Source organism: Armatimonadota bacterium (assembly GCA_031459715.1).
In the GTDB taxonomy this organism is placed as follows: Bacteria; Sysuimicrobiota; Sysuimicrobiia; order Sysuimicrobiales; family Humicultoraceae; genus Humicultor; species Humicultor tengchongensis.
Genome location: JAVKIA010000015.1, coordinates 8,100 through 32,490, shown reverse-complemented (window position 1 = coordinate 32,490; position 24,391 = coordinate 8,100). Strand labels below are relative to the sequence as shown.

Sequence of the window (24,391 nt, the reverse complement as noted above, 5' to 3'; positions counted from 1 at the left end):
GTGCAGCCCTTCCAGTCCACCGGCGGCTGTTCCTTCACCCGTTTGGGGGACCACCGATGCGCGAAGGGATTTGCTGCCGCCCAGCGCCCGGGCTATAATCGGAGCAGTTGCGGGAGTAGCTCAGAAGGCAGAGCATCTCCTTGCCAAGGAGAAGGCCGCGGGTTCAAGTCCCGTCTCCCGCTCCAGCAACCCATCGTCTACGGTGCGCCGCCGGGGTCCCCCGGCGGCTTCTGCATTAGCGGTGCTCGATGATGGTCGCAGGGAAGCCCCTGGCGGAAGCCAGCCCGGCGAGGCGGACGGCGCGGGCGCGCTCGCGGAAGGCGCCAATGCGAACAGCGTACCCTTCACCCACCGGCACCAGATAGGGCTCAAAGCCCGACCCCCGCAGCCGTTCGCTGAGGCGGCCCGCCGCTTCGCGTGAGGGGAGGACGGCGATCTGCACGATGTGCAGCACGCGCCCCGGCGGTTGGGGGGGGAAGCGGCGGCGAGCAGGCCGCGGCTCAGCGGGTGGTGCGGTCGAGGGGCTCGGCGGAGAGGGTTGCGACGGCGTCGCCCCCGCCGCGGGTGGCGCTTCAGCGGGGACCCGGGTGGCGGTCGGCTGCGTGGCTGCCGGGGTCCCCGCAGGAGGGACCGTCGGGGGGAGATCCTGGAGCGGTGGTGGCATGGGAGCGGGGACCGGGGGCGGTGCCAGTGGACCAATCAGAGGTCTGATGGCGATGGCAAGCAGGATCCCCAGAAAGATGGCTATCAGGACCTGCAGGACGGTACGCACTGTGAACTTTTTCGGGCCCGTGCGCGGGAGGGCCTGCCAGGTGCTTGTTTTGCGCACACGGCCTCCGCGCCGAAGACCAGGTAGCCAGGCCGGGTGGGCGTCAGGCCGCCGGAGGATGCCGGAGCCGCTGGTTGACACCTGAAAAGACCGTGGCGTACCATCTTCTCGCCAGGAGGGCGGTTGGCGGTACCGCCCCGGTGCAGGCGAGGCGGCGTAGCCAAGAGGCAAGGCAGGGGTCTGCAAAACCCCGATTCCCCGGTTCGAATCCGGGCGCCGCCTCCATCGTCTTCTCTATCAGTGGCACTGGGCCGGTTGGCGGGCGGGTGTCGAAACAGGCAGACGAGGCGGACTTAAAATCCGCTGGCGCAGACGCGCCGTGTGGGTTCGATCCCCACCCCGCCCACCACGGCGTCAGAGCACTCCGAAGGGCTGGCCGGGGCCAAGGGGTCCCGCCTGGTCTTCGGCGGGCTCGCCCAGCTCCTCCGTCATCGGGTCGGGCAGGACGTTCAGCTCCCGGAAGACCACGCGGCCCTTCCCCGCCCGTTTCGCCTCCAGCAGCGCGGCATCGGCGTGCTGGAGCAGGGCACCGGTGGGGACGTCGCCGTGCACCTCCGGGTCGTACGTGGAGACGCCGACGCTGACGGTTACCCGAAGAGGCACCTGCGTGGTCACCACTTCCAGCTCACTGATGGTACGCAGCAGCCAGTGGCCCAGCTCTACCGCCGCCGTCTGGTTCGCCCCGGGCAGCAGCCACACAAACTCCTCGCCCCCGTAGCGCGCCGCCAGGTCGGTGCGCCGCTTCCGCCCCGTGAGTACCCGGCCGATTTGCCGCAATACCTCGTCCCCGGCCTGGTGCCCGTGGATGTCGTTGATCTCCTTGAAGTCATCGATGTCGAAGATCAGGCAGGAGAGCGGCTGGGCGTTCCGCCGTGCCCGCTCCATCTCCGTGAAAACCTGCTCGTCGAAGGTGCGTCGGTTGGGCAGCCCGGTGAGGGGGTCGCTGGTGGCCAGCTGCTGCAGCATCTTGTTCTTCTCGGTCAGCTCATCCTGCAGCGCCTTCACCCGCAGGGCGGCGCGGATGCGGGCCAGCAGCTCGACGGTGTTAAACGGTTTGGTCACGTAGTCGTGCGCTCCCAGGTCCAGCCCCTGCACCCGGCTGTCCAGCTCGTCCCGCGCCGTCATGAAGATCACCGGGATCTGGCGCGTGGCTTCATCTTCCTTGAGGGCCCGGATTACCGCGAAGCCGTCCAGGTCGGGCATCATGATGTCCAGCAAGATGAGATCGGGATTCTGGGCGCGGGCCACGGGGAGGACGTCGGCGCCCTGCAGGAGGGGGATGACGGTGGCGCCCATGGACTCCAGGCGCAGGCGTACCACCTCCAGGACGGAAGGCTCGTCGTCCACCACCATGATCCGGGGAGCCCGGGTGCCGATGCGCAGGTCCGGAGGGGAGGCGGCTTGGGCGCGCGCGGCGGGCATAACTCAGATGCGGGAAGGCGCTCCCGGCGGCGTCGGCGGGAGCGCGCGGCACGCATGGTATAATTCGGGCCAAATAGCATACCGGCCTGCATCGGAGCGCGTCGTCGTGCCTGCATTTACTCCGTCGATGCTGTTGCTGACCATCGGGATCCTGGAGATCCTCCTGGGAACGGCGGTACTGGCCGTGCCCATTCCCCGGCAGTGGGGTCTCCCTGCGGCCCCTCCTCCCATCCTCACCGCCTACGGCACCGCCTTTGTGGTCTTCGGTGTTTGCGCCTTCATCCTGTACGTGACCCAGCCTGCCCTGCCGCGGCCGTGGCGGGCGGCCGGAACGCTGGTCGTCACCCTCCCCCTGTTGGACCTGGCCCGGATGGCCTTCGCCCTCGGGATGGTCCTTGGGGGCACCGCCTACGCCGCGCTGGGGGTGGTGAACCTGGCCTTCGCCGGGCTCGGCCACCTCGGCGAGCGCCGCAACGACCGACCCGCGGTGGACGGTGTGCTGGCCAGCGTGCTCCTGTTCGAGGCCACCGCCGGTACCTTGCTCCTGACGGCTACCTCCGTCTTTGCTGTACCCATCTACCGCAATCTTCTGACCTACCACCGGCCTGCCGCAGCCCTGATGCTGCTGGGGGCGGCGGCCCTCCTGGGGTCCCTCTTCGTCCGTCGTCCGGCCCTGCGCCTTTCCGCCAGGGTGCTGGCCGCCGTGCCGCTGGCCCTCCTCACCGTGAGCCTGGTCCGGCTGCCGGGCCCGTGGCCGGGGTTGTTCGTTTACCCGACTCTGGCCGCCTTCCTGGTAGCCCGTCCCTGGCTGGAACGCTCCGCCGTAGCGCAGGCCCGCACCCAAAGTGAGCGGCCGGCGGCGGCCTCGTTCGAACGGATGGCGGAGGGCGTAGTCTGGGCGGTGATCCTCCTGGTGACCGTGGCCGGGAACGTTCAGCCGGCCACGGCGAACCGCGTGGCCCTGTACGTGCTGGCGTTTGGGGCCAGCCTGTTCACCCTGGTGTGGTTCCGCCTCCCGCCCGGTCCCCGGCCGCAGCGGCGTACCCTCTGGGGGACGGCGGTATACACGCTCCTGGCCGGGCTGGTCGTCCACCTCACCGGGGGGGTGCGTACTCCGCTGCTCTTCCTTCTCATCCTGCCCATCCTGGCGGCGGCCTGGGCCCTCCCACCCAAGGCCATCACCGCTCCGGCCGTACTGGCCCTGGCCGTGGTTGGGGTGGAGGCAGGGCTGCACCTGCGACGCGGGGAGGCCGCCAGCGAGATCCTCACCCTTACCATCTTCCGGGGCAGCGGCCTGCTGTTCGTGGCGGTCTTCGCCTACCTGCTGGCGCGGCGGGCGGCCGAGCAGCGCGACCTGCTGCGGCGCGAGAAGAAAAAGCTGGAGACCATTGTGGCCAGCCTGCAGGAGGGACTGATCGTGCTGGACGGAGATGGACGTATCCAGTTCTGCAACCCGGCGGCGGCAGAACTCCTGGGTGCAAGCGCCGGTGGAGTAGCCGGCCGGCCGCTCCATGAGGTGGCGGCCATCCGCCGCCAGGACGGTTCCCCCTATCGGGAGGGTGACCATCCTGTGACCGCGGCGTTGCAGCGGGGGGAGGCCAGCTGCAGCCGCGTCCTGGTGGAGGCCGGCGGAGGGGCCACTCCTCATCCCTACGCCCTCACCGTTACCCCCGTTCACGGCGCCGGTGCTCCCGCGGGCGTCATCTGCAGCCTGCGCGATGTGGCTCCGGAGCTGGAGATGGAGCGCCTGCGCGAGGATTTCTTCAACATCGCCTCCCACGAGATCCGCACCCCCCTCACCGTGATCAAGGGCCATGTGGAGCTGCTGCTGGACGGGGCGGCGGGCGCCATGGGGGAAATGGCCCGTCACGTCCTCGGGGAGATCCACGCCGCCACCGCCCGGCTCATCCGCATGGTCAACGACTTCCTGGACGCGGCGCGCGTGGAGCAGGGACGGATCACCGTGCAGATCGACCGGGGCCAGCTGCCCCCGCTGGTGGAGCAGGCCGTGGCCACCCTGGCCCCGGACGCCCGGCGCAAGGGGCTGACGCTGACCTACCGCCTGTCCGATCCGGCCGCGGTGCCCCCGGTGCTCATGGACGCGGGGAAGGCGCTGCAGGTCCTGATCAACCTTATCGACAACGCCATCAAGTTCACGGCCCGGGGCGGTGTGGAGATCTGGCACGAGGTGGAGGACGGGACGGTGGCCACTTACGTGCGGGACAGCGGGGCGGGCATCCGCCCGGAGGAGCGGCACCGCCTCTTCGAGCGTTTCAGCCAGCTGGGGCGGGGGCTGCGGCGGGAGACCGGCGGCAGCGGGCTGGGGCTGTACATCTGCCGCCGGCTGGCCGAGCACATGAACGGGACGGTCGCCCTGCAGGAGAGCGTCCCGGGCGCGGGCAGCACCTTCGTCTTCGTCCTGCCCAGGGCAGCGGGCTCCCCTGCCGAGGAGCCGCTCAGCCGGCCAGGAACAGAAACCAGATCACCGCGGCCAGCAGCAGGTAGAACAACCAGTCCATCGTGACATCTCCCCTCCGGTTACTGTTCGGGCTAATTGGCCCTGGCCGCGCTGCTTCCTCCCTGGTGCCGGGTGGCGGAGGGGCTGTGGCAGGAGCTCTGGCGCAGGGAGTTGGGTGAGGAGGTGCAGGCCTTGTGAGGAGGCGCTCCCCGCGTGGTATAATCACGCCGAATCACCGCCCACGTAGCTCAGGCGGCAGAGCGTGTCCTTGGTAAGGACAAGGTCACCGGTTCGAATCCGGTCGTGGGCTCCAGATGGTGGAGGGTTAAGGGTCAACACCCTTAACCCTCTTTGAGCGGAGGGACCTCTTCCCCGCCCGCCGGCTGGCAGCGGGTCAGGCGACGCGGCGGGGGATGGATGGTGGAGGACGGAGATGGCCAAGCCCAGGTTTGAGCGGACGAAGCCGCACGTGAACGTGGGGACCATTGGGCACGTGGACCATGGGAAGACCACGTTGACGGCGGCGATCACCCATGCGCTGGCGCACGAGGGGCTGGCGCAGCCCAAGGGGTACTACGACATTGACAATGCGCCGGAGGAGCGGCAGCGGGGGTTGACCATCAACATCAGTCATGTGGAGTACGAGACGGGGAAGCGGCACTATGCGCACATTGACTGTCCGGGGCACGCCGACTACATCAAGAACATGATCACGGGGGCGGCGCAGATGGACGGGGCGATTCTGGTGGTGTCGGCGGCGGACGGGCCGATGCCGCAGACGCGGGAGCACATTCTGCTGGCGCGGCAGGTGAACGTGCCGGCCATCGTGGTGTTCTTGAACAAGGTGGACATGGTAGATGATCCGGAGCTGCTGGACCTGGTGGAGGTGGAGGTTCGGGAGCTGCTGACGCGTTATCAGTTTCCGGGGAACGAGATCCCGGTGGTACGGGGGTCGGCGTTGAAGGCGCTGGAGGTGCTGGAGGGGAACCCGCGGGTACGGCGGGGGGAGGACGCGTGGGTGGACCGGATCTACGAGTTGATGGATGCGGTAGATGGCTACATTCCCACGCCGGTGCGGGAGGTAGACAAGCCGTTCCTGATGGCGGTGGAGGACATTTTCACCATCACGGGGCGGGGGACGGTGGCGACGGGGCGGGTAGAGCGGGGGAAGGTGAAGGTAGGGGAAGAGGTAGAGATTGTGGGGTTGCGGGCGGAGGCGCGGCGGACGGTGGTGACGGGGCTGGAGATGTTTCGCAAGACGCTGGAGGAGGCGGTGGCGGGGGACAACATTGGGGTATTGCTGCGGGGGGTAGAGAGGGAGGAAGTGGAGCGGGGGATGGTGCTGGCGAAGCCGGGGACGATCAACCCGCACACCAAGTTTCGGGCGGAGGTATACGTGCTGACCAAGGAGGAGGGGGGGCGGCACACGCCGTTTTTCACGGGGTACCGGCCGCAGTTTTACTTTCGGACGACGGATGTGACCGGGGACATCACGCTGCCTCAGGGGGTGGAGATGGTGATGCCTGGGGACAATGTGAACCTGGAGGTGGCGCTGATCACGCCGGTGGCCCTGGAGGAGGGGCTGCGCTTTGCCATCCGGGAGGGGGGGCGCACCGTGGGCGCCGGCGTGGTCACCGGGATCGTGGAGTAAGGGGGCGCCGCGCCCGGCATCCCTGGAACGGATGCGGGGCGGTGCCGGCGGCGATGGGAGGATGTCTGGACGATGGCACGCGAGATCGTGACCCTGGCCTGTTCGGTCTGCAAGCGGCGGAACTATACCACCGTGAAGAACAAGAAGAACGACCCCGAGCGGCTGGAGCTGTCCAAGTACTGCAAGTGGTGCCGCCGGCACACGCCGCACAAGGAGACGCGGTAGGGTATACTAACAGGAGAGCGCAGGGGCGTACGTTAATAGGCAAGCGGCCGGTCTCCAAAACCGGTGCTGGGGGTTCGAGTCCCTCCGCCCCTGCCAGTAGCACCTTCTGCCGGCCACCGCACTTAAAGGTACGTTGGGGAAACTTCGCATGAGACGGCCCTCTCCTGCAGGGCCGCCACGCAGTCAACTCCGGCGTCGAGGGGGTCCAGGGCGCGGGCGATTCGCCGCTTGCGCTCCTCCAGCAGGTTGACCACGACCGCAGGGAGGGGTTTGCCTCCGCGGCCGCGGACGAGGCTGACCACCGGCCGGGCAACCTCCCGCTCGGCGGGGGCGATGACCACCCCCACCTCCCCGCTGTCTAGTTCCACCACAGAGCCCACCGGGTAAAGCCCCTCCTGCTGCACGAAGATCCGCGCCACCACCGGGTCGAAGACTTTGCCGGCCCGGGCCAGGATGAAGGTAATGGCCTCGTGGGGAAGCATCGCCCGCTGGTAGACCCGCCGTGCCGAGGTGGCGGCGTCGTAGAAGTCGGCCACCTGGACGATGCGGGTGAGGAGGTGCGGGGCGGGTTTAGCCGTGATGGCCGGATACCCCGAGAGGTCGTAGTTGGCGTGGTGCTCGAAGGCCACCACCATGGCCAGGCGGGCCAGCCCGGGAAGCTCGCGCAGGATCTGGGCTCCGTAGAGAGTGTGCCGGCGGACGACCTGCAGCTCCTCCTGCGTCAGCTTGCTGGCCTTGGTCAGGATCTCCCAGGGGACCCGTACCTTCCCGATGTCGTGCAACAGCGCCGCCAGTCCCAGCGTGGTCAGCCCGACCCGGTCCAGCTCCAGCTGCGAGCCCACCAGCAGGGAGAGGACGCTGACGTTGACCGAGTGGTGAGCGGTGTCCTCGTCGTAGTCCTTGATGGCGGAAACTCCCAGCAGGGCCTCCCGATTCCGGGCAATGATGTCCATCAGGGAGGTGAGGATCAACCGGGCCTTGCGCAGGTCCAGGGGGACGTCACGCGAGGCCTGGAAGGTCAGCTCGTCCACCACCTGCAGGCCCGCCCGGTAGGCTTCCCGCGGGTCCACCCGCAGGTCCAGGTCCTGCCGCGGCGGCCCCGAGGGCCCGACAACGATGTGCCGGACCCCGAGCTGCTGCAGGGTGGTGGTGGGCCCGCCGCGGCGGTGGATCTCCGCGGGGGGAAGGCCAAGCAGCTCCACCAGGCTGCGTAGTTCCGCCGGCACCAACCCGGCGTGCAGCTCGATGGCGCCGATCTCTCGGGCCCGCAGCTCGGCCAGCAGCGGCTGGAGCTGCAAACTCTCCTCCAGGAGGACGGTATTTTCCACAAAGAAGGCGTCTCCGTCGATGAAGAAGCGTAGCGAGGCACGCTGTGCCAGGAGGTGGGAGATGAGGGTATGCGCCTCGCTCATCGTCTCCAGGACCACTGGGTGATCGGGCCCAAAGAGGAGGGAGGTGCGCCGGGCCCGGGAGAGGGCGCTGAGAATCTGTCCGGGCCGCTGGGGGCGGGCCCGCCGCATACCCGGCGGCGGCGACCACAGGACGGTGGCCGCGGGGTGTGCGGCGCCAGAGAGGGGGGCAGGGTCCTCTGGCGGCATCAGGACATCTGGGCCGAAGGGACTCGCTTCTCCTCCGGCCTCTGGCCTTCGATGGCCAACACCGCCCGGCGGGCGAGTTCCCGCAACCGCCGCCGCGCTCCCAGGGCCAGGGGCAGGTGAGCGAGGCGCTTCAGGACCGGCAGGGCCTCGGGGGCTCCCAGGCGCTCCAGGGCCTGCACCGCTGCCGCCTTGTGGGCGAAGAGCCGGTTCAGCGGGTCGGGCGTCGCGACCAGGACCAGCAGCTTTGGCAGTGCCAGCCGCGTGCCTCCTGCGTCTAGAGCCTGCAGGGCGCGGAGCTGGATGCGCCGATCCGGGTCATCCAGCAGGCGGACCAGCAGCCGCTGGGCCTCCCCGGTGCCCACGCGGGCCAGGGCATCGGCCACCTCGCGGCGCACCCGGTACTCCGGATGGTCCACCACCCGTTCCAGATGGGCGACCACCTCCGGGGCCTGCAGGCGGCCCAGGATGTTGGCGATATTGCGCACCAGGTACCAGCGCTCGTCGTCGATGAACACCGCCAGTTCCCGCACATGGTCGCGCCCGATGCCAGCCAGCAGATCGCAGAGCAGGGCCCGCATCCCGGCACGCGGCTCCCCTCCCAGGATGCGGACCAGCGGGGTGACCGCCTCTGCTGCCACCACTTCCAGGCAGCCGTGCACCTGCCGCTGCAGCGGCGTTTCCCTCCCGCTCCACAGTGCGGCCAGCAGGCGGTCCAGCAGGGGGTGCTCCGTCACCCGCCGGACGATGTCGGAGGCCAGACGGGCCCGCAGTCCTTCCCCGGTGTGAACCAGCCGCTTCACCCGCTGCAGTACCGCGGCCAGTAGGGGGAATTCCTGATGCTCCACCATCCAGGGGAGGTACCCCGTCAGCGCTGCGGCCGCCTCCGCCAGCTCCTCCTCGTCAAGCTCGTCCCGAAGGATGTCCACCAGCGTGAGGATGACCTCTCGGGCGGCGGATACTTCGTCGATGGCCTTGGCCTCCTGCAGGCGCTGCGTAAGCTCTTCGTGGTTGATAGCGATCAGGCTGTCGTCGAAGACGAATTCCGCGAGGACCCCGGGCGAACGCTCCGCCGGCTGGGGCGGCAGGTGGGACCGCAGGGCATCGCGCAACCATGCCGGGCCCGCCCCGGCCGGCCGCAGGCGGGCTTCCAGCAGGGCCACGACCGCCTCCGCCTTCTGTGCCGGCAGCGCCAGCACCGCCAGCAGGCGCAGTATGTCCTCCGCTGTAGCCGGGCCGTGGATCCCCCGGGCGATCAGCTCCGCCACCTGCTCGGGCGAAAGGCGGGAGAGGAGGTACTTGGCGGAGGTGTCGTCCGCGGCCCGGGAGAGGAGCATCCGGGGGAGCGCCGCCCGCAGCGGCGCCTCCACCAGCAGGAGCGCCTCAGCCAGGTGGGCATAGAGGGGCGACTGCGTCTCCAGCGGTTCGTCCAGGATGATCCGGTCCAGGCTGCGGACCGCCCGGAAGGCGTGCTCGATCCGCTCCTGCTCCCCGATACCCGCGAAGGCGCGGGGAGCCACGAGGTAGACGTTGTCCAGGAGGCGTGCCGTCTGGTCCGCCGCGGAGAGGATGTCGATGATGGCCTGGCGCTCCCGCGGCGCCAGCCTGCTGCGCCCGATCAAGGCCAGAAAGGCGTTGAGCCCCAGGGCCTCGACCTCCTGCCCCTGTTCCAGGGCCAGCTCGATGATCTGCGCGTTCCCCACGCCGGACTGCCAGAGGAGGTGCTCTGGGCCCCCCGCTGCTTCCAGACTCGTCCGGTCCATGCCGGCGATGGCCAGCAAAGAGGCCAGCTCCCGCTCGGTGGCGGCGGGCAGGACGGAGAGGAGGGCAATCTTGCGCGTATACAGGTGGAAGGCCAACCCGGCGTGCACCTCCCCCTCGAAGGTGACGCCATCTACGACCAAGCCATGGCGGGAGACGCGGACGACGAAGGCCCCATGGGTCTCCAGGTAGGGGCGCAGGGCTGACAGGAGATCCTCCAGGGCGCGCTCGGCCACAGGATGCCGTGCGGGGTACAGACCGAAGGTCTTGACCGCGACCGCCAGCCGCCTGATCAGCCGGTCGGCGGCCCGGGCCTTGGGGTCGACGACCAGGACTCGCTCGTCGGTGAGGCCCATTTCGTGCTACTTCCATGCCCATTCCTGGAGGCGCCTAGTCAGGGCCCGGAAGGAAAGTCAAGAGGGACTGAACAGGCCCACGCCAGGTGAACGGGCCCACGCGCCAGGGACCCACCGGCCAGGGCCGCCCAGTCAGCGCAGCAGACCCAGGTCCTCCAGCCGGCGGCGCATCGCTGCGGGGGACACCTGGAAGGTATGGGCCAGGTCGGTCACGATCCCTTGCAGCAGTTCCGCGCGCTGGTGCCGGCCTGCCGCCCGGCGCAGACGCGGCTGCATCCGGCGAAACTCTGCCCGCACCTCCGCCGCCGGCATGAGGAGCTCAGCAGCGAAGGCCTTCCCCGCCCGTTCCTCCTGGGTGCGCAGCGGTTCCCGCAGGGCGGCAGGCCCCTCAGCGGTGGTGCTGGCGGCCAGTGCGGTGTGCCCCAGTACCGCGTGCCCCAGCTCCTCCGCCACCACCCAGCGCCGCTCTGCCGCGGAGCGGAAAGGGTAGGCCCTGTTCAAGACAAGCGTCTCGCGGCCGGCCCGGCGGGCGATGCCGCCGCGCTCGCTGGCGGGACGGCGCACCCACTCCACCGGGTAGCCCAGCAGCGCGGCGACCCGTTCCACGTCCACCGGAGGGGTGAGGCCGAAGGTGGCCAGGATCTCCCTCGCCGCCCGGACCTCAGGGGGGAGGGTGGGCGCCTCACCCTCTGCGGGTTTTCCGGGCAACCGGCGCACGGCGGCGAGCTGCTCGCCGCTGAAGGGGCGGCCGCCGGTCTCCAGCTGGTAGAACCCGCAGGCGCGGCAGGTCCAGGCCACCGGGTCCTCACAGGGGCTGCCAAACTCCGGCATCATCTCGTCGCCACAGAGCAGACACCAGCGCATCGCCCGTCGTCCTCCTGCGGCCCGCGGGAGTAGAGCCTTCGTCCTCCTGAGGGCAGACCCCTGCGCCTTCCCCGCTGGCCCGAGGTTCAGGGTAGAGGACTCTCCCGGGCAGGTGCGGGGCGGAACAGGCGTTTGACAGGGGGAGGGTCGCTTCCTATAATGCGCTTGACAGGGCCCATCCAGTCTTTTTCTTTTTTTGGGCAATTTCCCGGACCCGGTCCTGAGCCAGGACTGACGGGAGTGAGAGCGAGAGGCGATGGCCCGGATCTCCGAGGTGAAAACAGGGCGGCTACCCCAGCGCGCGGTCCGGCACGTGGCGGTGCGGCGCGGCCCGGTAGTGGTGGAGCGGGCCCTCCGCTACCTGCGTGAGGTCTGGGCCGAGCTGCGGCGCGTGGACTGGCCCTCGCGCAAGGAGCTGACCGGCTCCACGCTGGTCGTCCTGGTGGTGCTCCTGGCCCTGGCGCTGTACCTGGGGGCCTGGGACTACCTGTTCACCGTGAGCGTGAAGCGCTGGTTGATTGGCCCGTAGGGGGCGACGAGCCATGACCGAGGACCCCCTGAAGGACCTTTTCATCGACGAGCCGGTGCGGGTGGAGGAGCCTCAGGTGGAGGAGGAGCCCGAACCGGAAGTTCCCCCCGACCCTCGCACCCGCTGGTACGTCATCCACACCTACTCCGGGTATGAGAACCGGGTCAAGACCAATCTGGAGCGGCGCATCGAATCCATGAACATGCGGGAGAAGATCTTCCAGGTCCTCGTACCCATGGAGAAGGAGAAGGAGATCAAGGGCGGCAAGCGGCGCGAGGTGGAACGGAAGATCTTCCCCGGCTACGTGCTGGTGCAGATGATCATGGACGACGACTCCTGGTACGTGGTGCGCAACACCCCTGGGGTCACCGGGTTTGTCGGCTCCGGGGCCCGTCCCGTCCCGCTGGAGGACAAAGAGGTGCGGCAGCTGCTGCGGCAGCTGCGGGACGAGACCCCCAAGTACCGCATCACCTACGTCAAGGGGTCGCCGGTGCGGATTACCGCGGGCCCCTTCCAGGATTTCACCGGCATCGTGGACGAGATCATGATGGAGAAGGAGAAAGTCCGCGTCCTGGTCTCCATCTTCGGCCGGGAGACGCCTGTGGAGCTGGATTTCGGGCAGGTGGAGAAGGTCTGACCCGGCCGGGGGCGCCGCACGGGCCTGTCGGGTTTCCGGTCCTACTGAGGCAGGGAGGGTTGCATGGCCAAGAAGGTAGTGGCAGTGGTCAAGCTGCAGATCCCGGCGGGCAAGGCTACCCCCGCGCCCCCGGTCGGCCCGGCCCTGGGCCAGCACGGGGTGAACATCATGGAGTTCGTCAAGGCGTACAACGAGCGCACGGCGCGCCAGGCCGGCACCATCGTGCCGGTGGAGATCACCATCTACGCGGACCGCACCTTCACCTTCGTAACAAAGACCCCTCCGGCGGCGGTGCTGCTGAAACAGGCCGCCGGGGTGGAGAAGGGCTCCGGCGATCCGGGGAAGGCCAGGAGCGGCCAGGTGACCCGCCGGCAGCTGCGGGAGATCGCCCTGCAGAAGATGCCGGATCTGAACACCACCGACGTGGAGGCGGCGATGCGCATGATCGAGGGCACCGCCCGCTCCATGGGTATCGAGGTGGTGGGCTAGGCGGGCAGCGCGTGGGAGAGCGCCCGGAGGGCGCTCGCCCGGACCACGGGAGGAACCCATGGGGAAGCACAGCAAGCGCTACCAGGAAGCCACCAAGCTGATCGAGCGCACGCGGCTCTACGCTCCCGAGGAGGCTGTGCGGCTGCTGCAGCGGGTGGCCACGGCCCGGTTCCCCGAGACCGTAGAGGCCCATGTACGCCTGGGGGTCGACCCCAAGCACGCCGACCAGCAGGTGCGCGGCACCGTGGTCCTGCCCGCGGGGACCGGGCGGACCGTACGGGTGGCGGTCTTCGCCAAGGGGGAGAAGGCCCGGGAGGCGGAGGCGGCGGGGGCGGATGTTGTGGGGGTGGAGGAGCTGGTGGAGCGGATCCAGGCGGGCTGGACGGATTTCGACGCCGCCGTGGCCACACCCGACGTGATGAACGTGGTCGGCCGGCTGGGCCGCATCCTCGGCCCGCGCGGCCTGATGCCCAACCCCAAGGCCGGAACGGTGACCTTCGAGGTGGGAAAGGCGGTGCGGGAGATCAAGGCGGGGAAGATCGAGTTCCGGGTGGACAAGACCGGCATCGTCCACGTCCCCATCGGGAAGGCCACCTTCAGCGCGGAGGACCTGTTGCGGAACCTGGCAGCGCTGGTCGACGCCCTGGTGAGGGCCCGGCCGGCGGCGGTGAAGGGGCAGTACCTGCGCGCCATCACCCTGGCCACGACCATGGGCCCGGGCATCAAGGTGGACCCGGCGGCGGCCCTGGCGCTGACCCGGGCCGGTTGACGGCCGGGGGGGACCATGCTAGCGTGTGGAGTTGTTCGAGTGCTGTGGCCGAGCAGGGAGCGAGGTCCCCAAGCACCGCGTACGGTTCTTGGAGCGTCCTGGCGCCCGCCGGGTGCAAGCGCATAGTGGCCCGAGACAGCAGGTGCGTGGCTTAAAGGACGGAGGCGCCAGGCCCCGCCGCCTGCCGAGGCCCTGATCCGTCGCGGACGGAGCCGGTCGGGCCCGTCCGCGTGTCCGTTTGGGAGGAGGGCGATGGTCCGCCCGGAGAAGGTCGCCGAGGTGGAGGTTCTGAAGGAGCGGCTGCAGCGGGCCCGCGCCGTGATCCTCACGGATTTCCGCGGGCTGACGGTCAAGGAGATCACTCAGCTTCGGGCACGCCTGCGGGAGGCGGGGGTGGAGTACCGGGTGGTGAAGAACCGCCTGATGCGCATTGCCGCCCGCCAGGCGGGGATCCCCGGCCTGGAGATCTATCTGGAAGGCCCCACCGCCGCGGCCTTCGGCTACGACGACCCCGTTACTCCGGCCAGGGTGGTTCACGAGTTCATCCGCCAGATGCGCAAGCTGGAGGCCAAGGGCGGCATCGCGGAGGGGCGGCCGCTCACGGCACAGCAGGTCCGCCAGCTGGCCGACCTGCCGCCTCGCGGCGTTCTCCTGGCACAGGTGGCCGGGGGTATGCGCGCTCCCCTCCAGGGGCTGGCCTCGGTCCTGGCGGGTGTACCGCGGGCGCTCGTCCACGTGCTCGAGCAGATCCGGCGCAAACGAGAGGCGGTCGGGGAACGTGCGGAGGAAATCTCGACAGGTCCGGCTGGGGGCACCTAGCGGCTGGATACAGGAAGGAGCGGGGCAATGGCGACGAAGGAGAAGCTGAGCAAGGAGGAGATCCTGGGGGCCATCGAGAGCCTGACGGTGCTGGAGCTGGCTGAGCTGGTCAAGGCCCTGGAGGAGCGGTTCGGCGTCTCGGCGGCGGCGCCGGTGGTGGCGGCGGCGCCGGTGGTGGCGGGCGCACCCGCGGCGGCGGAGGAGCAGACCGAATTCGACGTGATCCTGGCTGCGGTGGGGGAGAAGAAGATCCAGGTGATCAAGGTGGTGCGCGAGTTGACCGGCCTGGGCCTGAAGGAGGCCAAGGAGCTGGTGGACACCGCCCCCAAGCCGGTCAAGGAGAAGGTGGGCCGACAGGAGGCGGAGCAGATCAAGGCCAAGCTGGAGGCGGAGGGGGCCAAGGTGGAGATCAGGTGAGGGGAAGCCTGCGGGGGAGGGCTGCCCGCACCTTCCCGGACCGCCCCGGGCCGTGAGAGTGTTTCCTATTGACGTCCTCCTTGCCCGGTGTTAGTGTAATCGTTACTGCTAGACCGGGGTAGGATGGGGGTTTACGGCCGCGGTTTCACAGTATGACCGGAGCGAGGCACGCCTGACCAGCGTGTCTTTCACTATTTCCAGCACTTCCCGGGGCTCGCCATCGGGGCCCGTTTCCGTGTAGCGCATTGACCGGTCGACGGTTCATGTGGAGGTGAGGTCTGCCGCCGTGAAGACGCTGACGAAGCGCAGGGCGATGCGGCCTTCCACACCCCTGAAGAAGCTGGGGCTGGAGGCGCGCGTGGTCAAGCGGGGGAGGCGCCCACGGCTCTCCTTCGCCAAGATCCCAGAGATCATCGACCTCCCCGACCTGGTGGAGGTGCAGCGCCGCTCCTACGAGTGGTTCCTGCGGGAAGGGATCCGGGAGGTCTTTGCCGAGGTCTCGCCGATCCAGGACTTCACCGGCAACCTGGAGCTGCACTTCGCCGTGGAATCCGGCCGGCGCAAGGCAGCTAGCGGGAGCGTCTTCAACGGTGACGCCGTCCTGGACTTTGGCGGCTACCGATTCGAGCGACTGAAGTACACCGAGGAGGAGTGCCGCGACCGGGACTACAACTACAGCGCCGCCCTCAAGGTGAAAGTCCGCTTGGTCATCCGGGAGACGGGGGAGATCAAGGAACAGGAGGTCTTCATGGGGGACTTCCCCCTGATGACCGAACGGGGCACCTTCATCATCAACGGGGCGGAGCGCGTGGTGGTCAGCCAGCTGGTGCGCTCTCCGGGAGTCTATTTCAGCTTTGCTCCGGACACCGCGGGCCGCCCGCTGCCCGCGGCCACCGTCATCCCCCATCGCGGTGCCTGGTTGGAACTGGAGGCCGACAACAACAAGGTCCTGTGGACGCGCGTGGACCGCACGCGCAAGGTTCCGGCCACGGTCCTGCTGCGGGCTGTGGGTTATGAGAGTAACGAGCAGATCCTGAAGCTCTACGGCGACGACCCCGTGCTCAAGGCCACCCTGGAGAAGGACAACAGCCGGAACCAGGACGAGGCCCTGATCGAGATCTACCGCCGCCTGCGCCCGGGGGACCCGCCCACGGTGGAGTCGGCCCGCACCCTGATGCACACCCTCTTCTTCGAGCCGCGGCGCTACGACCTGGGACGGGTGGGGCGGTACAAGCTGAACAAGAAGCTGGGCCTGCACCACCCCCTGGATGTGCGCACGCTGACCAAGGAGGACATGGTCGAGATCATCCGCTACCTCAGCCGGCTGGTGCGCGGCGAGACGGACGCCGTGGACGACGACATCGACCACCTGGGCAACCGGCGGGTGCGCTCTGTGGGGGAGCTGCTGCAGAACCAGTTCCGCATTGGAATGCTGCGCATGGAGCGGGTCATCCGCGAGCGCATGACCATCCAGGACACGGCGCAGATCACCCCCCAGGTGCTGATCAACATCCGCCCGGTGGTGGCGGCGATCAAGGAGTTCTTCGGCTCCAGCCAGCTCTCCCAGTTCATGGACCAGACCAACCCCCTGGCGGAGCTGACCCACAAGCGACGCCTCTCAGCCCTGGGGCCGGGGGGCCTTTCCCGCGAGCGCGCTGGATTCGAGGTGCGCGATGTGCATGCCTCCCATTACGGGCGCATGTGCCCCATCGAGACACCGGAGGGGCCCAACATCGGCCTGATCTCCTCTCTGGCCACCTACGCCCGGGTCAACGACCTGGGTTTCATCGAGACCCCCTACCGCGAGGTGAGAGAGGGCGTGGTCACGCGGCGCATCCGTTACCTCACCGCGGACGAGGAGGACAAGTACGTCATCGCCCAGGCCAACGTCGTCCTGGATGAGGATGGCCGGCTGGTCGGTCCGCGGGTGACGGCGCGCCACGGCTCGGAGATCAAGCTGGTGCGTCCGGAAGAGGTGGACTTCATGGACGTCTCCCCCAAGCAGATCGTCTCGGTGGCCACCGCCCTCATCCCCTTCCTGGAACACGATGACGCCAACCGTGCCCTGATGGGCTCCAACATGCAGCGCCAGGCGGTGCCGCTGCTGACCACGGAGGCGCCCCTGGTGGGAACGGGCATGGAGTACCGCGCGGCCGTGGACAGCGGGGCGGTGGTGGTCTGCAAGCGAGACGGTGTGGTGGAGGCGGTCTCCGCCGACGAGATCGTGGTCAAGGTGGCTGGCGGGCGGCGGGACGTCTACCGGCTGGTGAAGTTCCAGCGGAGCAACCAGGGGACGTGCATCAACCAGGTGCCTATCGTCCGCAGCGGGCAGGAGGTTAAGGCCGGTGAGGTGCTGGCCGACGGCCCCTGCACGGACCAGGGGGAGCTGGCCCTGGGGCGCAACGTGCTGGTGGCCTTCATGCCCTGGGAGGGCTACAACTACGAGGACGCCATCGTGGTCAGCGAGCGGCTGGTGAAGGAGGACCTCTTCACCTCCATCCACATCGAGGAGTACGAGGTGGAGGCCCGGGACACCAAGCTGGGGCCTGAGGAGATCACTCGCGACATCCCCAACGTGGGCGAGGAGGCGCTGCGCGACCTGGACGAGCGGGGGATCGTGCGCATCGGTGCCGAGGTCCGCTCCGGCGACATCCTGGTGGGGAAGGTGACCCCCAAAGGGGAGACCGAACTCACCGCGGAGGAGCGCCTGTTGCGCGCCATCTTCGGGGAGAAGGCGCGGGAGGTGCGCGATACCTCCCTGAAGGTGCCCCACGGGGAGAAGGGCAAGGTCGTCGGGGTGAAGATGTTCAGCCGGGAGCAGGGCGACGAGTTGCCGCCGGGGGTGAACACCCTGGTGCGCGTCTACGTGGCGCAGAAGCGCAAGATCACCGTGGGGGACAAGATGGCGGGGCGCCACGGGAACAAGGGTGTCATCTCCGTGATCCTGCCCGAAGAGGACATGCCCACGCTCCCGGATGGTACACCGGTGGACATCGTGCTCAACCCGCTGGGGGTGCCTTCGCGGATGAACGTGGGGCAGGTGCTGGAGACCCACCTGGGCTGGGCCGCAGACCGTCTGGGGATCTGGGTGGAGAGCCCGGTCTTCGACGGGCCGCGGGAGGAGGAGATCAAGCAGCTGCTCCGTCAGGCCGGCCTGCCGGAGAGTGGCAAGATGCGGCTGATCGACGGGCGCACGGGGGAGCCCTTCGACCGGGAGGTCACAGTGGGCTCCATCTACATGATGAAGTTGCTGCACCTGGTGGAGGACAAGATCCACGCCCGCTCCACCGGTCCCTACAGCCTGATCACCCAGCAGCCGCTGGGCGGGAAAGCCCAGTTCGGCGGCCAGCGCTTTGGGGAGATGGAGGTCTGGGCCCTGGAAGCCTACGGCGCCGCCAGCACCCTGCAGGAGCTGCTCACGGTCAAGTCCGACGACGTGGTGGGGCGGGTAAAGACCTACGAGGCCATCGTCAAGGGCGAGAACATCCAGGAACCCGGCGTTCCCGAGTCCTTCAAGGTCCTGGTAAAGGAGCTGCAGTCCCTCTGCCTGGACGTAAAGGTGCTGAGCGAAGACAAGAAGGAGATTGAACTCAAGGAGATCGAGGAGGATATTGCCGAGACGGCCCGCGCTCTGGGCATCAACCTGGAGGGCGAGGAAGCCCTGGTGGAGGAGTACTGATGCAAGACGTCAACAACTTCGATGCGGTGAAGATCGGGCTGGCCTCGCCGGAGCAGATTCGCCTCTGGTCGCACGGCGAGGTGAAGAAGCCGGAGACCATCAACTACCGCACGCTCAAGCCGGAGCGGGACGGGCTGTTCTGTGAACGCATCTTCGGCCCCACCAAGGACTGGGAGTGCCACTGCGGCAAGTACAAGCGCATCCGCTTCAAGGGCATCATCTGCGACCGCTGCGGCGTGGAGGTGACCCGGGCCAAGGTGCGGCGCGAGCGGATGGGGCACATCTCCCTGGCTGCGCCCGTCTGCCACATCTGGTACCTGAAGGGGGTGCCCAGCCGCATCGGGCTGCTCCTGGACATGTCGCCGCGGGCCCTGGAGCGGGTGGTCTACTTTGCCTCCTACGTGGTCATCGATCCTGGGACCACCCCGCTCACCAAGAAGCAGCTGCTGAGCGAAACGGAGTACCGGGAGATGCGGGAGAAGTACGGCACCGCCTTCCGGGCGGGCATGGGCGCCGAAGCCATCCGGGAGCTGCTGGCGGAGATCGATCCGGAGAAGCTCTCCCGCCAGCTGCGGGCCGAATTGCGGGAGGCCGGCGGGCAGAAGCGGATGAAGATCCTCAAGCGCCTGGAGGTGGTGGAAGCCTTCCGCAAGAGCGGCAACCGGCCCACGTGGATGATCCTGGATGTGATTCCGGTGATTCCCCCGGACCTGCGGCCGATGGTGCAGCTGGATGGCGGCCGCTTTGCCACCAGTGACCTGAACGACCTCTACCGCCGGGTGATCAACCGCAACAACCGACTGAAGCGACTGCTGGACCTGGGCGCCCCGGAGATCATCGTGCGCAACGAGAAGCGCATGCTGCAGGAAGCGGTGGACGCGCTGATCGACAACGGGCGCCGCGGCCGTCCCGTCACCGGGCCCAACAACCGGCCGCTGAAGTCGCTCTCCGACATGCTCAAGGGGAAGCAGGGGCGCTTCCGCCAGAACCTTCTGGGCAAGCGCGTGGATTACTCCGGCCGCTCGGTGATCGTGGTCGGACCGCGGTTGAAGCTGCACCAGTGCGGGCTGCCCAAGGAGATGGCCCTGGAGCTCTTCAAGCCCTTCGTCATGAAGAAGCTGGTGGACAAGTCGCTGGCGCAGAACATCAAGAGCGCCAAGCGCATGGTGGAGCGCTCCCGCCCGGAGGTCTGGGATGTGCTGGAGGAGGTGGTACGGGAGCACCCTGTGCTGCTCAACCGGGCCCCCACCCTGCACCGGCTGGGCATCCAGGCCTTTGAGCCGGTGCTGATTGAGGGGAAAGCCATCCAGGTACACCCCCTGGTCTGCACCGCCTACAACGCCGACTTCGACGGTGACCAGATGGCGGTGCACGTGCCCCTGTCGGCCGCGGCGCAGGCGGAGGCCCGCCTGCTCATGCTCTCCGCCTACAACATCCTCTCGCCGGCCTTCGGCCGGGCCATCACCAGCCCCACACGTGACATCGTCTTCGGCTGCTACTACCTGACGCTGGAGCGGCCGGGGGCCAAGGGGGAGGGCAAGGTCTTCTCCACCCCTAACGAGGTGCTCATGGCCTACGAGACCGGGGCCGTGGAGCTGCACGCCCGGGTGAAGGTGCGGCTGGGCCGGGAGGGGGAGCTGGTGGAGACCACGGTGGGCCGGATCATCTTCAACGAGGCCATTCCCGAGGAGCTGCGCTTCATCAACGAGATCTGCGACCGCAAGGTCCTGGCCACGGTGGTCTCCGAGGCTTACAACCGCCTGGGCTCCAGCAAGACGGTGCAGCTGCTGGACGCCCTCAAGGACCTGGGGTTCCGGTTCGCCACCCGCAGTGGCTCGGGGATCGCCATCGACGACATCGCTGTGCCCCAGGAGAAGGAGCGGATCCTGCGGGAGGCGGAGCGGCAGATCGACGCCATCGAGAACCAGTACCGCCGCGGGCTGATCACCGACGGGGAGCGCTACCAGCGGGCCATCGACGTCTGGACCAAGGCCACCGAGGAGATCACCGATGCCATGCTGGAGGCTTTTGACCCCTTTAACCCCCTGTACATGATGGCCCAGAGCGGGGCCCGGGGGAACATCCAGCAGATCCGCCAGCTGGCGGGGATGCGCGGGCTGATGACCGACCCCAGCGGGCGGATCATCGAGCTGCCCATCAAGGCCAACTTCCGCGAGGGGCTCACCGTGCTGGAGTACTTCATCTCCACCCACGGGCAGCGCAAGGGCCTGGCGGACACGGCCATCCGCACCTCCGAGTCCGGCTACCTCACCCGCCGCCTGGTGGACGTGGCCCAGGACGTCATCGTCCGCGAGGAGGACTGCCGCACCACCGAGGGCGTCCGTATCACCGCCATCACCGAGGGGCATGAGGTGGTGGTGCCTCTGCGCGACCGGATCATCGGCCGCATCGCCGCCGAGGACGTCAGGGTGCCCCGCGGGCGGGCCGTGCTGGTGGAGGCAGACCAGGAGATCGACGAGGAGACAGCCGACCGGCTGGAACAGTCTGGCGTGGAGAGCGTGCTGGTGCGCTCTGTGCTCACCTGCAAGAGCCGCTATGGCGTCTGCGCCAAGTGCTACGGCCGTAACCTGGCCACGGGGAAGCTGGTGGAGATCGGCGAGGCCGTAGGGATCATCGCCGCCCAGTCCATCGGGGAACCGGGGACCCAGCTGACCATGCGCACCTTTCACACCGGTGGGGTGGCCGGGTTCGACATCACCCAGGGCCTGCCGCGGGTGGAGGAGCTCTTCGAGGCCCGCCGCCCCAAGGGCCAGGCCATCATCGCCGAGATCTCCGGCAAGGTGAGCATCAGCGAAGCCAAGGGCGCGCGGCGGATCACCATCACGGGCAAGGACGGCGGCGAGCAGACCCAGGCCGTGCCCCACGGGGTGCGCCTCCGCGTGGCCGAGGGCAACCGCGTGGAGGCGGGCGACCAGCTCACCGAGGGCTCGGTCAACCCCCACGACATCCTGCGGATCAAGGGCCTGGAGGCGCTGCAGACCTACCTGGTGCAGGAGATCCAGTCCGTCTACCGCTCCCAGGGTGTGGACATTAACGACAAGCACATCGAGATCATCGTGCGGCAGATGTTGCGTCGGGTGAAGATCGAGGAGGCCGGCGACACGGAATTTCTGCCGGGGCAGCTGGTGGACAAGTTCGAGTTCGAGGAGGAGAACGCCCGGGCCATCGCCGAGGGTAAGGAGCCGGCGCAGGCCCGGCCGACCCTGCTGGGGATCACCAAGGCCTCCCTGGCCACCGATTCGTTCCTCAGCGCCGCCAGCTTTCAGGAGACGGCCCGCGTCCTCACCGACGCGGCGACCAAGGGGAAGGTCGACCCGCTGATCGGGCTGAAGGAGAACGTGATCATCGGCAAGCTCATCCCGGCGGGCACCGGGATGTCCCGCTACCGCAACATCAGGATCTCGGCCGAGCTGTAGTCAGGGGTAGACCTCCTCCCACCGGAGGTAGGTCACGGTCGCGGGGACGATGAAGCCGGCGGTGGGGCCCGCCGATCCCCAGGCGTAGGCGATCTCCACCTCGGCCCGCACGGCGCGGCGCTGCAGGACGGCGCCCCCCGGTGTCCGGATCTCTCCCGTCCCTATGATGCGCCAGCGGCGCACTTCCCGATCCGCGGCGCACTGCAGCAGGCAGGTCAGGGTGGTGCTGTACCAGTACTCAGCTCCCGGCGTGGCCGGGTAGTTGACTGGCCCCACGGCGGCGGCAGCCTTGTCGGCTTTCAGGGCGTAGACCTGATGCTCTATGGCCGCCTGGGCCAGGTATTGGGCCTGCTGGTCCCAGCGCGTCCACCTGCCCACGTCCACCTCCGCCGCCGTCATCTCCGCCAGCGCCACGGCCAGGATCGACAGGACGAGCAGCACCAGCAGGGCAAGCGGCAGAGCCACCCCCTCCTCCCCCAGCGGCCTCTCCCGGGTGATGAGGTGGCGCGAAGTCGGCGTCCTCACGGTGCCTGACGGAAGGCCCGGCCGCTCACAGCCAGATCGGGGACCCGGCCGTCGGGATCCATGACCACCAGGGTAACCTGCACGCTGCGCACCTGCGGGGTCTGGGAGCAGTCCAGCGGGGCCCCGTTGGGGGCAAAGCAGGTCACCGTCATGGAGCGGATCGGTCCCGCCAGCGCCTCCAGGGCGTCCGGGCGCGTCCCTGAAACCTCACCGCCCAGGGCGAGGAGGGGCTCGAGCTGCACCCGGGGGCGGACGATCACCCGGCGGTGGCGGTGATCCTGGGGGGCGTCGTGGCCGTCCACCAGGGCATAGTACGCCCCCGCCGCGTAGGTGGCGTCCGCAGCGGAGAGCATCCACCCCGCGGGCTCGGCGGTGCTGGCCGGCCAGAACTTGGCCTGCAGGGTCGAACCCACCAGGGAGAAGCGCGCGTAGTAGTCTCTCCCCGGGATCACACGGTAGAGGGTCGCATTCCGGGCGGTCTGGGCCAGGATGCTTCCGTCGACGTTCCAGGCGGTGACCTCCCGGATGCGCAGGCGACGGTTGAGATCCTCGCCCGGGACTACCAGGTAGCCGGCGCCGGAGGCGCTGAGCCTGGCCCCCACACCCACCACATGCCGGTCGTTGGCTGCCCGATCCCCCGGCGCGCCGCTGCGGGATCCCCAGAAGATCTCCACGTCCTCGTGGGGGACGTTCTTGCTCAGCCGCCGGTAACAGTTGTTGCCGCTAGTTGTCTGGAAGACGAAGCCGTCGGCAGAGGGTGCATACCCGGCAGGGGGCGCGGGGGCGCAGGGATCCCTGCGTATCCAGCCGCCGAGGGTGCTGCCGTCCTCATAGTCCAGGAAGACGTTGTCCCCGCGGGCCGGGGGTGGCGGGGCCGCAGGGTTGCCGTAGTAGAGGTAGTAGCCGGCGTCGGCTTGCCCGGAGACGATAGGGGCCCGCAGGGGGAACCACAGCTTCACCGCAGAGGTGTTCCAGGTAGAGAGGGGATCCAGCACCCGGTCCAGCTCCGCCATCGCCGTCCCGTTCCAGTACTTGATCCGCACGTCTTCGCCCCCGGGAAGGCTCTTGCCGGCGGCGACCAGAGCGGCGTGGTCGACAACCACAGGGACGGCGTACCCTGCCGGCGTGGTCTGCACCGCGGTCACCGTGATCTGCCGCCGGTAGTCCCAGTCGTTGCTCCAGCGGTATGACAGCTCGCCGCCAGTCCCGTCCAGCACGTACTCCACTGTAGGCATGGCCCCGCTGCCGTCTCCCCAGAAGAGGGTCAGGCGGATCAGCCCGGGGGAGATCACCCGGAAGGACTCGGCCGCCCGCACCTGGCGCAGCAGCAGGTCCAGCGCCACGCGGGCATTCTGCACCAGCTCCTGGCGGCGCCGCGTCTCCTGGTACGATCCCTCGGCGCCGCCGAGCAGCGGCAGCAGCCCGCCGACCACAAGCGAGAGGAGGAGCACGGCAAGGAGGACCTCGACCAGGGAGAGGCCGGCCTCACCGCAGCGGAGCCTAGGGCCGCGAGGTGACCCTGGTGTCATAGCGCACCTGCGTCTCGCCAGCGTCGCAGGTCAGGCTGCCGTCGGCGTCTGCACACGCCCGCACACCCACGCTCTTCAGCGCGCCCACCCCCGGGGTGGGGCTGGACTGCTCGGACTGGACCGTCCACTCCAGGCGGCACGCGGGCAGGTCGCCACAGCCCTCTGCCCCTGAGGAGACGGCGTCGATATCGCTGCGCATGGCGGCGACGAGCTCCTCCAGCTTGCGGGAAGCGGCCACGCCCAGGCGCATTGCCGTCTCCCCTTCCCGGTTGGCCTCCAGAAGCCCCGGGTAGAGGTGCACTAGCGGCACGAGGGCCAGGCCCACCAGCAGCGCCGCCACCAGGAGCTCGACCAGGGTGATGCCGGCCTGCGCCATAACGACGCCTTGGGGCCTTGCGGT

At 68.8% G+C, this 24,391-nt stretch carries 19 protein-coding genes and 5 tRNA genes; 16 read left to right on the top strand and 8 right to left on the bottom strand.

The genetic code is table 11. From position 1 onward, the window contains the following. Positions 1–109 precede the first annotated feature (109 nt). Positions 110–185: transfer RNA gene (locus tag QN152_07450), tRNA-Gly, on the top strand. A 50-nt stretch (positions 186–235) separates the two neighbouring features. Here QN152_07450 and QN152_07445 read toward each other — a convergent pair. Beyond that, complete coding sequence (locus tag QN152_07445; GenBank protein ID MDR7539349.1) at positions 236–454, bottom strand: SPOR domain-containing protein; 219 nt, start codon at positions 452–454, stop codon at positions 236–238. Between the two features lie 525 nt (positions 455–979). Here QN152_07445 and QN152_07440 point away from each other — a divergent pair. Together QN152_07440 and QN152_07435 are read left to right on the top strand one after the other, a co-directional pair. Further along, positions 980–1,054: transfer RNA gene (locus QN152_07440), tRNA-Cys, on the top strand. A gap of 35 nt (positions 1,055–1,089) precedes the next feature. Then, positions 1,090–1,178: transfer RNA gene (locus tag QN152_07435), tRNA-Leu, on the top strand. Positions 1,179–1,183: 5 nt separating this feature from the next. Here QN152_07435 and QN152_07430 read toward each other — a convergent pair. Then, positions 1,184–2,251 carry a diguanylate cyclase gene (locus tag QN152_07430; GenBank protein ID MDR7539348.1) on the bottom strand — a complete coding sequence of 356 codons (1,068 nt, stop codon included), beginning with the start codon at positions 2,249–2,251 and terminating at the stop codon, positions 1,184–1,186. A 106-nt stretch (positions 2,252–2,357) separates the two neighbouring features. Here QN152_07430 and QN152_07425 point away from each other — a divergent pair, with 106 nt between their 5' ends. The 5 genes from QN152_07425 to QN152_07405 all read left to right on the top strand — a co-directional run bounded on the left by QN152_07425 (position 2,358) and on the right by QN152_07405 (position 6,681). Next, positions 2,358–4,775, top strand: coding sequence for an ATP-binding protein (locus tag QN152_07425; protein ID MDR7539347.1), 2,418 nt, complete (start codon positions 2,358–2,360; stop codon positions 4,773–4,775). Positions 4,776–4,946: 171 nt separating this feature from the next. After that, positions 4,947–5,022: transfer RNA gene (locus QN152_07420), tRNA-Thr, on the top strand. Positions 5,023–5,142: 120 nt separating this feature from the next. Beyond that, positions 5,143–6,360 (top strand): elongation factor Tu, encoded by a 1,218-nt coding sequence (gene tuf / locus QN152_07415; GenBank protein ID MDR7539346.1) that lies wholly within the window; start codon positions 5,143–5,145, stop codon positions 6,358–6,360. Between the two features lie 72 nt (positions 6,361–6,432). After that, positions 6,433–6,585 carry a 50S ribosomal protein L33 gene (gene rpmG, locus QN152_07410; protein MDR7539345.1) on the top strand — a complete coding sequence of 51 codons (153 nt, stop codon included), beginning with the start codon at positions 6,433–6,435 and terminating at the stop codon, positions 6,583–6,585. Positions 6,586–6,606: 21 nt separating this feature from the next. After that, positions 6,607–6,681 (top strand) — tRNA-Trp (locus tag QN152_07405). Between the two features lie 26 nt (positions 6,682–6,707). On the opposite strand, the gene QN152_07400 is transcribed toward QN152_07405, so the two are convergent. The 3 genes from QN152_07400 to QN152_07390 all read right to left on the bottom strand — a co-directional run bounded on the left by QN152_07400 (position 6,708) and on the right by QN152_07390 (position 11,161). Further along, entirely contained in the window at positions 6,708–8,183 is a 1,476-nt protein-coding gene (locus tag QN152_07400) for an HD domain-containing protein (protein MDR7539344.1), read from the bottom strand. After that, positions 8,183–10,297, bottom strand: a complete 2,115-nt coding sequence (locus tag QN152_07395) for a HEAT repeat domain-containing protein (GenBank protein ID MDR7539343.1) — start codon at positions 10,295–10,297, stop codon at positions 8,183–8,185. Before QN152_07395 ends, QN152_07400 begins: the two co-directional genes overlap by 1 nt. Positions 10,298–10,429: 132 nt before the next feature. Then, positions 10,430–11,161: an ImmA/IrrE family metallo-endopeptidase gene (locus tag QN152_07390; protein MDR7539342.1), complete on the bottom strand. Its 732-nt coding sequence runs from the start codon at positions 11,159–11,161 to the stop codon at positions 10,430–10,432. 256 nt (positions 11,162–11,417) lie between these two features. Here QN152_07390 and secE point away from each other — a divergent pair, with 256 nt between their 5' ends. The 8 genes from secE to rpoC all read left to right on the top strand — a co-directional run bounded on the left by secE (position 11,418) and on the right by rpoC (position 21,937). Then, positions 11,418–11,690: a preprotein translocase subunit SecE gene (gene secE / locus QN152_07385; GenBank protein MDR7539341.1), complete on the top strand. Its 273-nt coding sequence runs from the start codon at positions 11,418–11,420 to the stop codon at positions 11,688–11,690. Positions 11,691–11,703: 13 nt separating this feature from the next. Then, a complete protein-coding gene (gene nusG, locus QN152_07380; protein ID MDR7539340.1) occupies positions 11,704–12,327 on the top strand; it encodes a transcription termination/antitermination protein NusG in 624 nt (207 codons plus the stop codon). 63 nt (positions 12,328–12,390) lie between these two features. Next, positions 12,391–12,816, top strand: coding sequence for a 50S ribosomal protein L11 (rplK, locus tag QN152_07375; GenBank protein MDR7539339.1), 426 nt, complete (start codon positions 12,391–12,393; stop codon positions 12,814–12,816). A gap of 58 nt (positions 12,817–12,874) precedes the next feature. Beyond that, a complete protein-coding gene (gene rplA / locus QN152_07370) occupies positions 12,875–13,585 on the top strand; it encodes a 50S ribosomal protein L1 (protein MDR7539338.1) in 711 nt (236 codons plus the stop codon). A 252-nt stretch (positions 13,586–13,837) separates the two neighbouring features. Continuing rightward, positions 13,838–14,404: a 50S ribosomal protein L10 gene (rplJ, locus tag QN152_07365; protein MDR7539337.1), complete on the top strand. Its 567-nt coding sequence runs from the start codon at positions 13,838–13,840 to the stop codon at positions 14,402–14,404. Between the two features lie 45 nt (positions 14,405–14,449). Next, a complete protein-coding gene (gene rplL, locus QN152_07360; protein MDR7539336.1) occupies positions 14,450–14,821 on the top strand; it encodes a 50S ribosomal protein L7/L12 in 372 nt (123 codons plus the stop codon). Positions 14,822–15,134: 313 nt separating this feature from the next. Then, a complete protein-coding gene (rpoB, locus tag QN152_07355; GenBank protein ID MDR7539335.1) occupies positions 15,135–18,500 on the top strand; it encodes a DNA-directed RNA polymerase subunit beta in 3,366 nt (1,121 codons plus the stop codon). Continuing rightward, positions 18,500–21,937, top strand: a complete 3,438-nt coding sequence (rpoC, locus tag QN152_07350; GenBank protein ID MDR7539334.1) for a DNA-directed RNA polymerase subunit beta' — start codon at positions 18,500–18,502, stop codon at positions 21,935–21,937. The genes rpoB and rpoC overlap by 1 nt, the downstream gene beginning before the upstream one ends. On the opposite strand, the gene QN152_07345 is transcribed toward rpoC, so the two are convergent. Genes QN152_07345 through QN152_07335 form a run of 3 tightly spaced genes read right to left on the bottom strand, consistent with a single transcriptional unit; the run spans position 21,938 to position 24,367 of the window. Beyond that, a complete protein-coding gene (locus tag QN152_07345) occupies positions 21,938–22,462 on the bottom strand; it encodes a hypothetical protein (protein ID MDR7539333.1) in 525 nt (174 codons plus the stop codon). Next, on the bottom strand, positions 22,459–23,991 hold the full coding sequence (locus QN152_07340; GenBank protein ID MDR7539332.1) for a hypothetical protein: 1,533 nt from the start codon (positions 23,989–23,991) through the stop codon (positions 22,459–22,461). The genes QN152_07345 and QN152_07340 overlap by 4 nt, the downstream gene beginning before the upstream one ends. Beyond that, the gene (locus tag QN152_07335; protein ID MDR7539331.1) at positions 23,963–24,367 is read right to left on the bottom strand and encodes a hypothetical protein; all 405 of its coding nucleotides are present in this window, start codon (positions 24,365–24,367) and stop codon (positions 23,963–23,965) included. Before QN152_07335 ends, QN152_07340 begins: the two co-directional genes overlap by 29 nt. Positions 24,368–24,391: the final 24 nt, after the last annotated feature.

Bases quoted from the DNA above. Each gene is read 5' to 3' on its own strand.
- QN152_07430 (MDR7539348.1), bottom strand. From the start codon at position 2,251: ATGCCCGCCGCGCGCGCCCAAGCCGCCTCCCCTCCGGACCTGCGCATC.
- tuf (MDR7539346.1), top strand. From the start codon at position 5,143: ATGGCCAAGCCCAGGTTTGAGCGGACGAAGCCGCACGTGAACGTGGGG.
- rpmG (MDR7539345.1), top strand. From the start codon at position 6,433: ATGGCACGCGAGATCGTGACCCTGGCCTGTTCGGTCTGCAAGCGGCGG.
- QN152_07400 (MDR7539344.1), bottom strand. From the start codon at position 8,183: ATGCCGCCAGAGGACCCTGCCCCCCTCTCTGGCGCCGCACACCCCGCG.
- QN152_07395 (MDR7539343.1), bottom strand. From the start codon at position 10,297: ATGGGCCTCACCGACGAGCGAGTCCTGGTCGTCGACCCCAAGGCCCGG.
- QN152_07390 (MDR7539342.1), bottom strand. From the start codon at position 11,161: ATGCGCTGGTGTCTGCTCTGTGGCGACGAGATGATGCCGGAGTTTGGC.
- secE (MDR7539341.1), top strand. From the start codon at position 11,418: ATGGCCCGGATCTCCGAGGTGAAAACAGGGCGGCTACCCCAGCGCGCG.
- nusG (MDR7539340.1), top strand. From the start codon at position 11,704: ATGACCGAGGACCCCCTGAAGGACCTTTTCATCGACGAGCCGGTGCGG.
- rplK (MDR7539339.1), top strand. From the start codon at position 12,391: ATGGCCAAGAAGGTAGTGGCAGTGGTCAAGCTGCAGATCCCGGCGGGC.
- rplA (MDR7539338.1), top strand. From the start codon at position 12,875: ATGGGGAAGCACAGCAAGCGCTACCAGGAAGCCACCAAGCTGATCGAG.
- rplJ (MDR7539337.1), top strand. From the start codon at position 13,838: ATGGTCCGCCCGGAGAAGGTCGCCGAGGTGGAGGTTCTGAAGGAGCGG.
- rpoB (MDR7539335.1), top strand. From the start codon at position 15,135: ATGCGGCCTTCCACACCCCTGAAGAAGCTGGGGCTGGAGGCGCGCGTG.
- rpoC (MDR7539334.1), top strand. From the start codon at position 18,500: ATGCAAGACGTCAACAACTTCGATGCGGTGAAGATCGGGCTGGCCTCG.
- QN152_07340 (MDR7539332.1), bottom strand. From the start codon at position 23,991: ATGACACCAGGGTCACCTCGCGGCCCTAGGCTCCGCTGCGGTGAGGCC.
- QN152_07335 (MDR7539331.1), bottom strand. From the start codon at position 24,367: ATGGCGCAGGCCGGCATCACCCTGGTCGAGCTCCTGGTGGCGGCGCTG.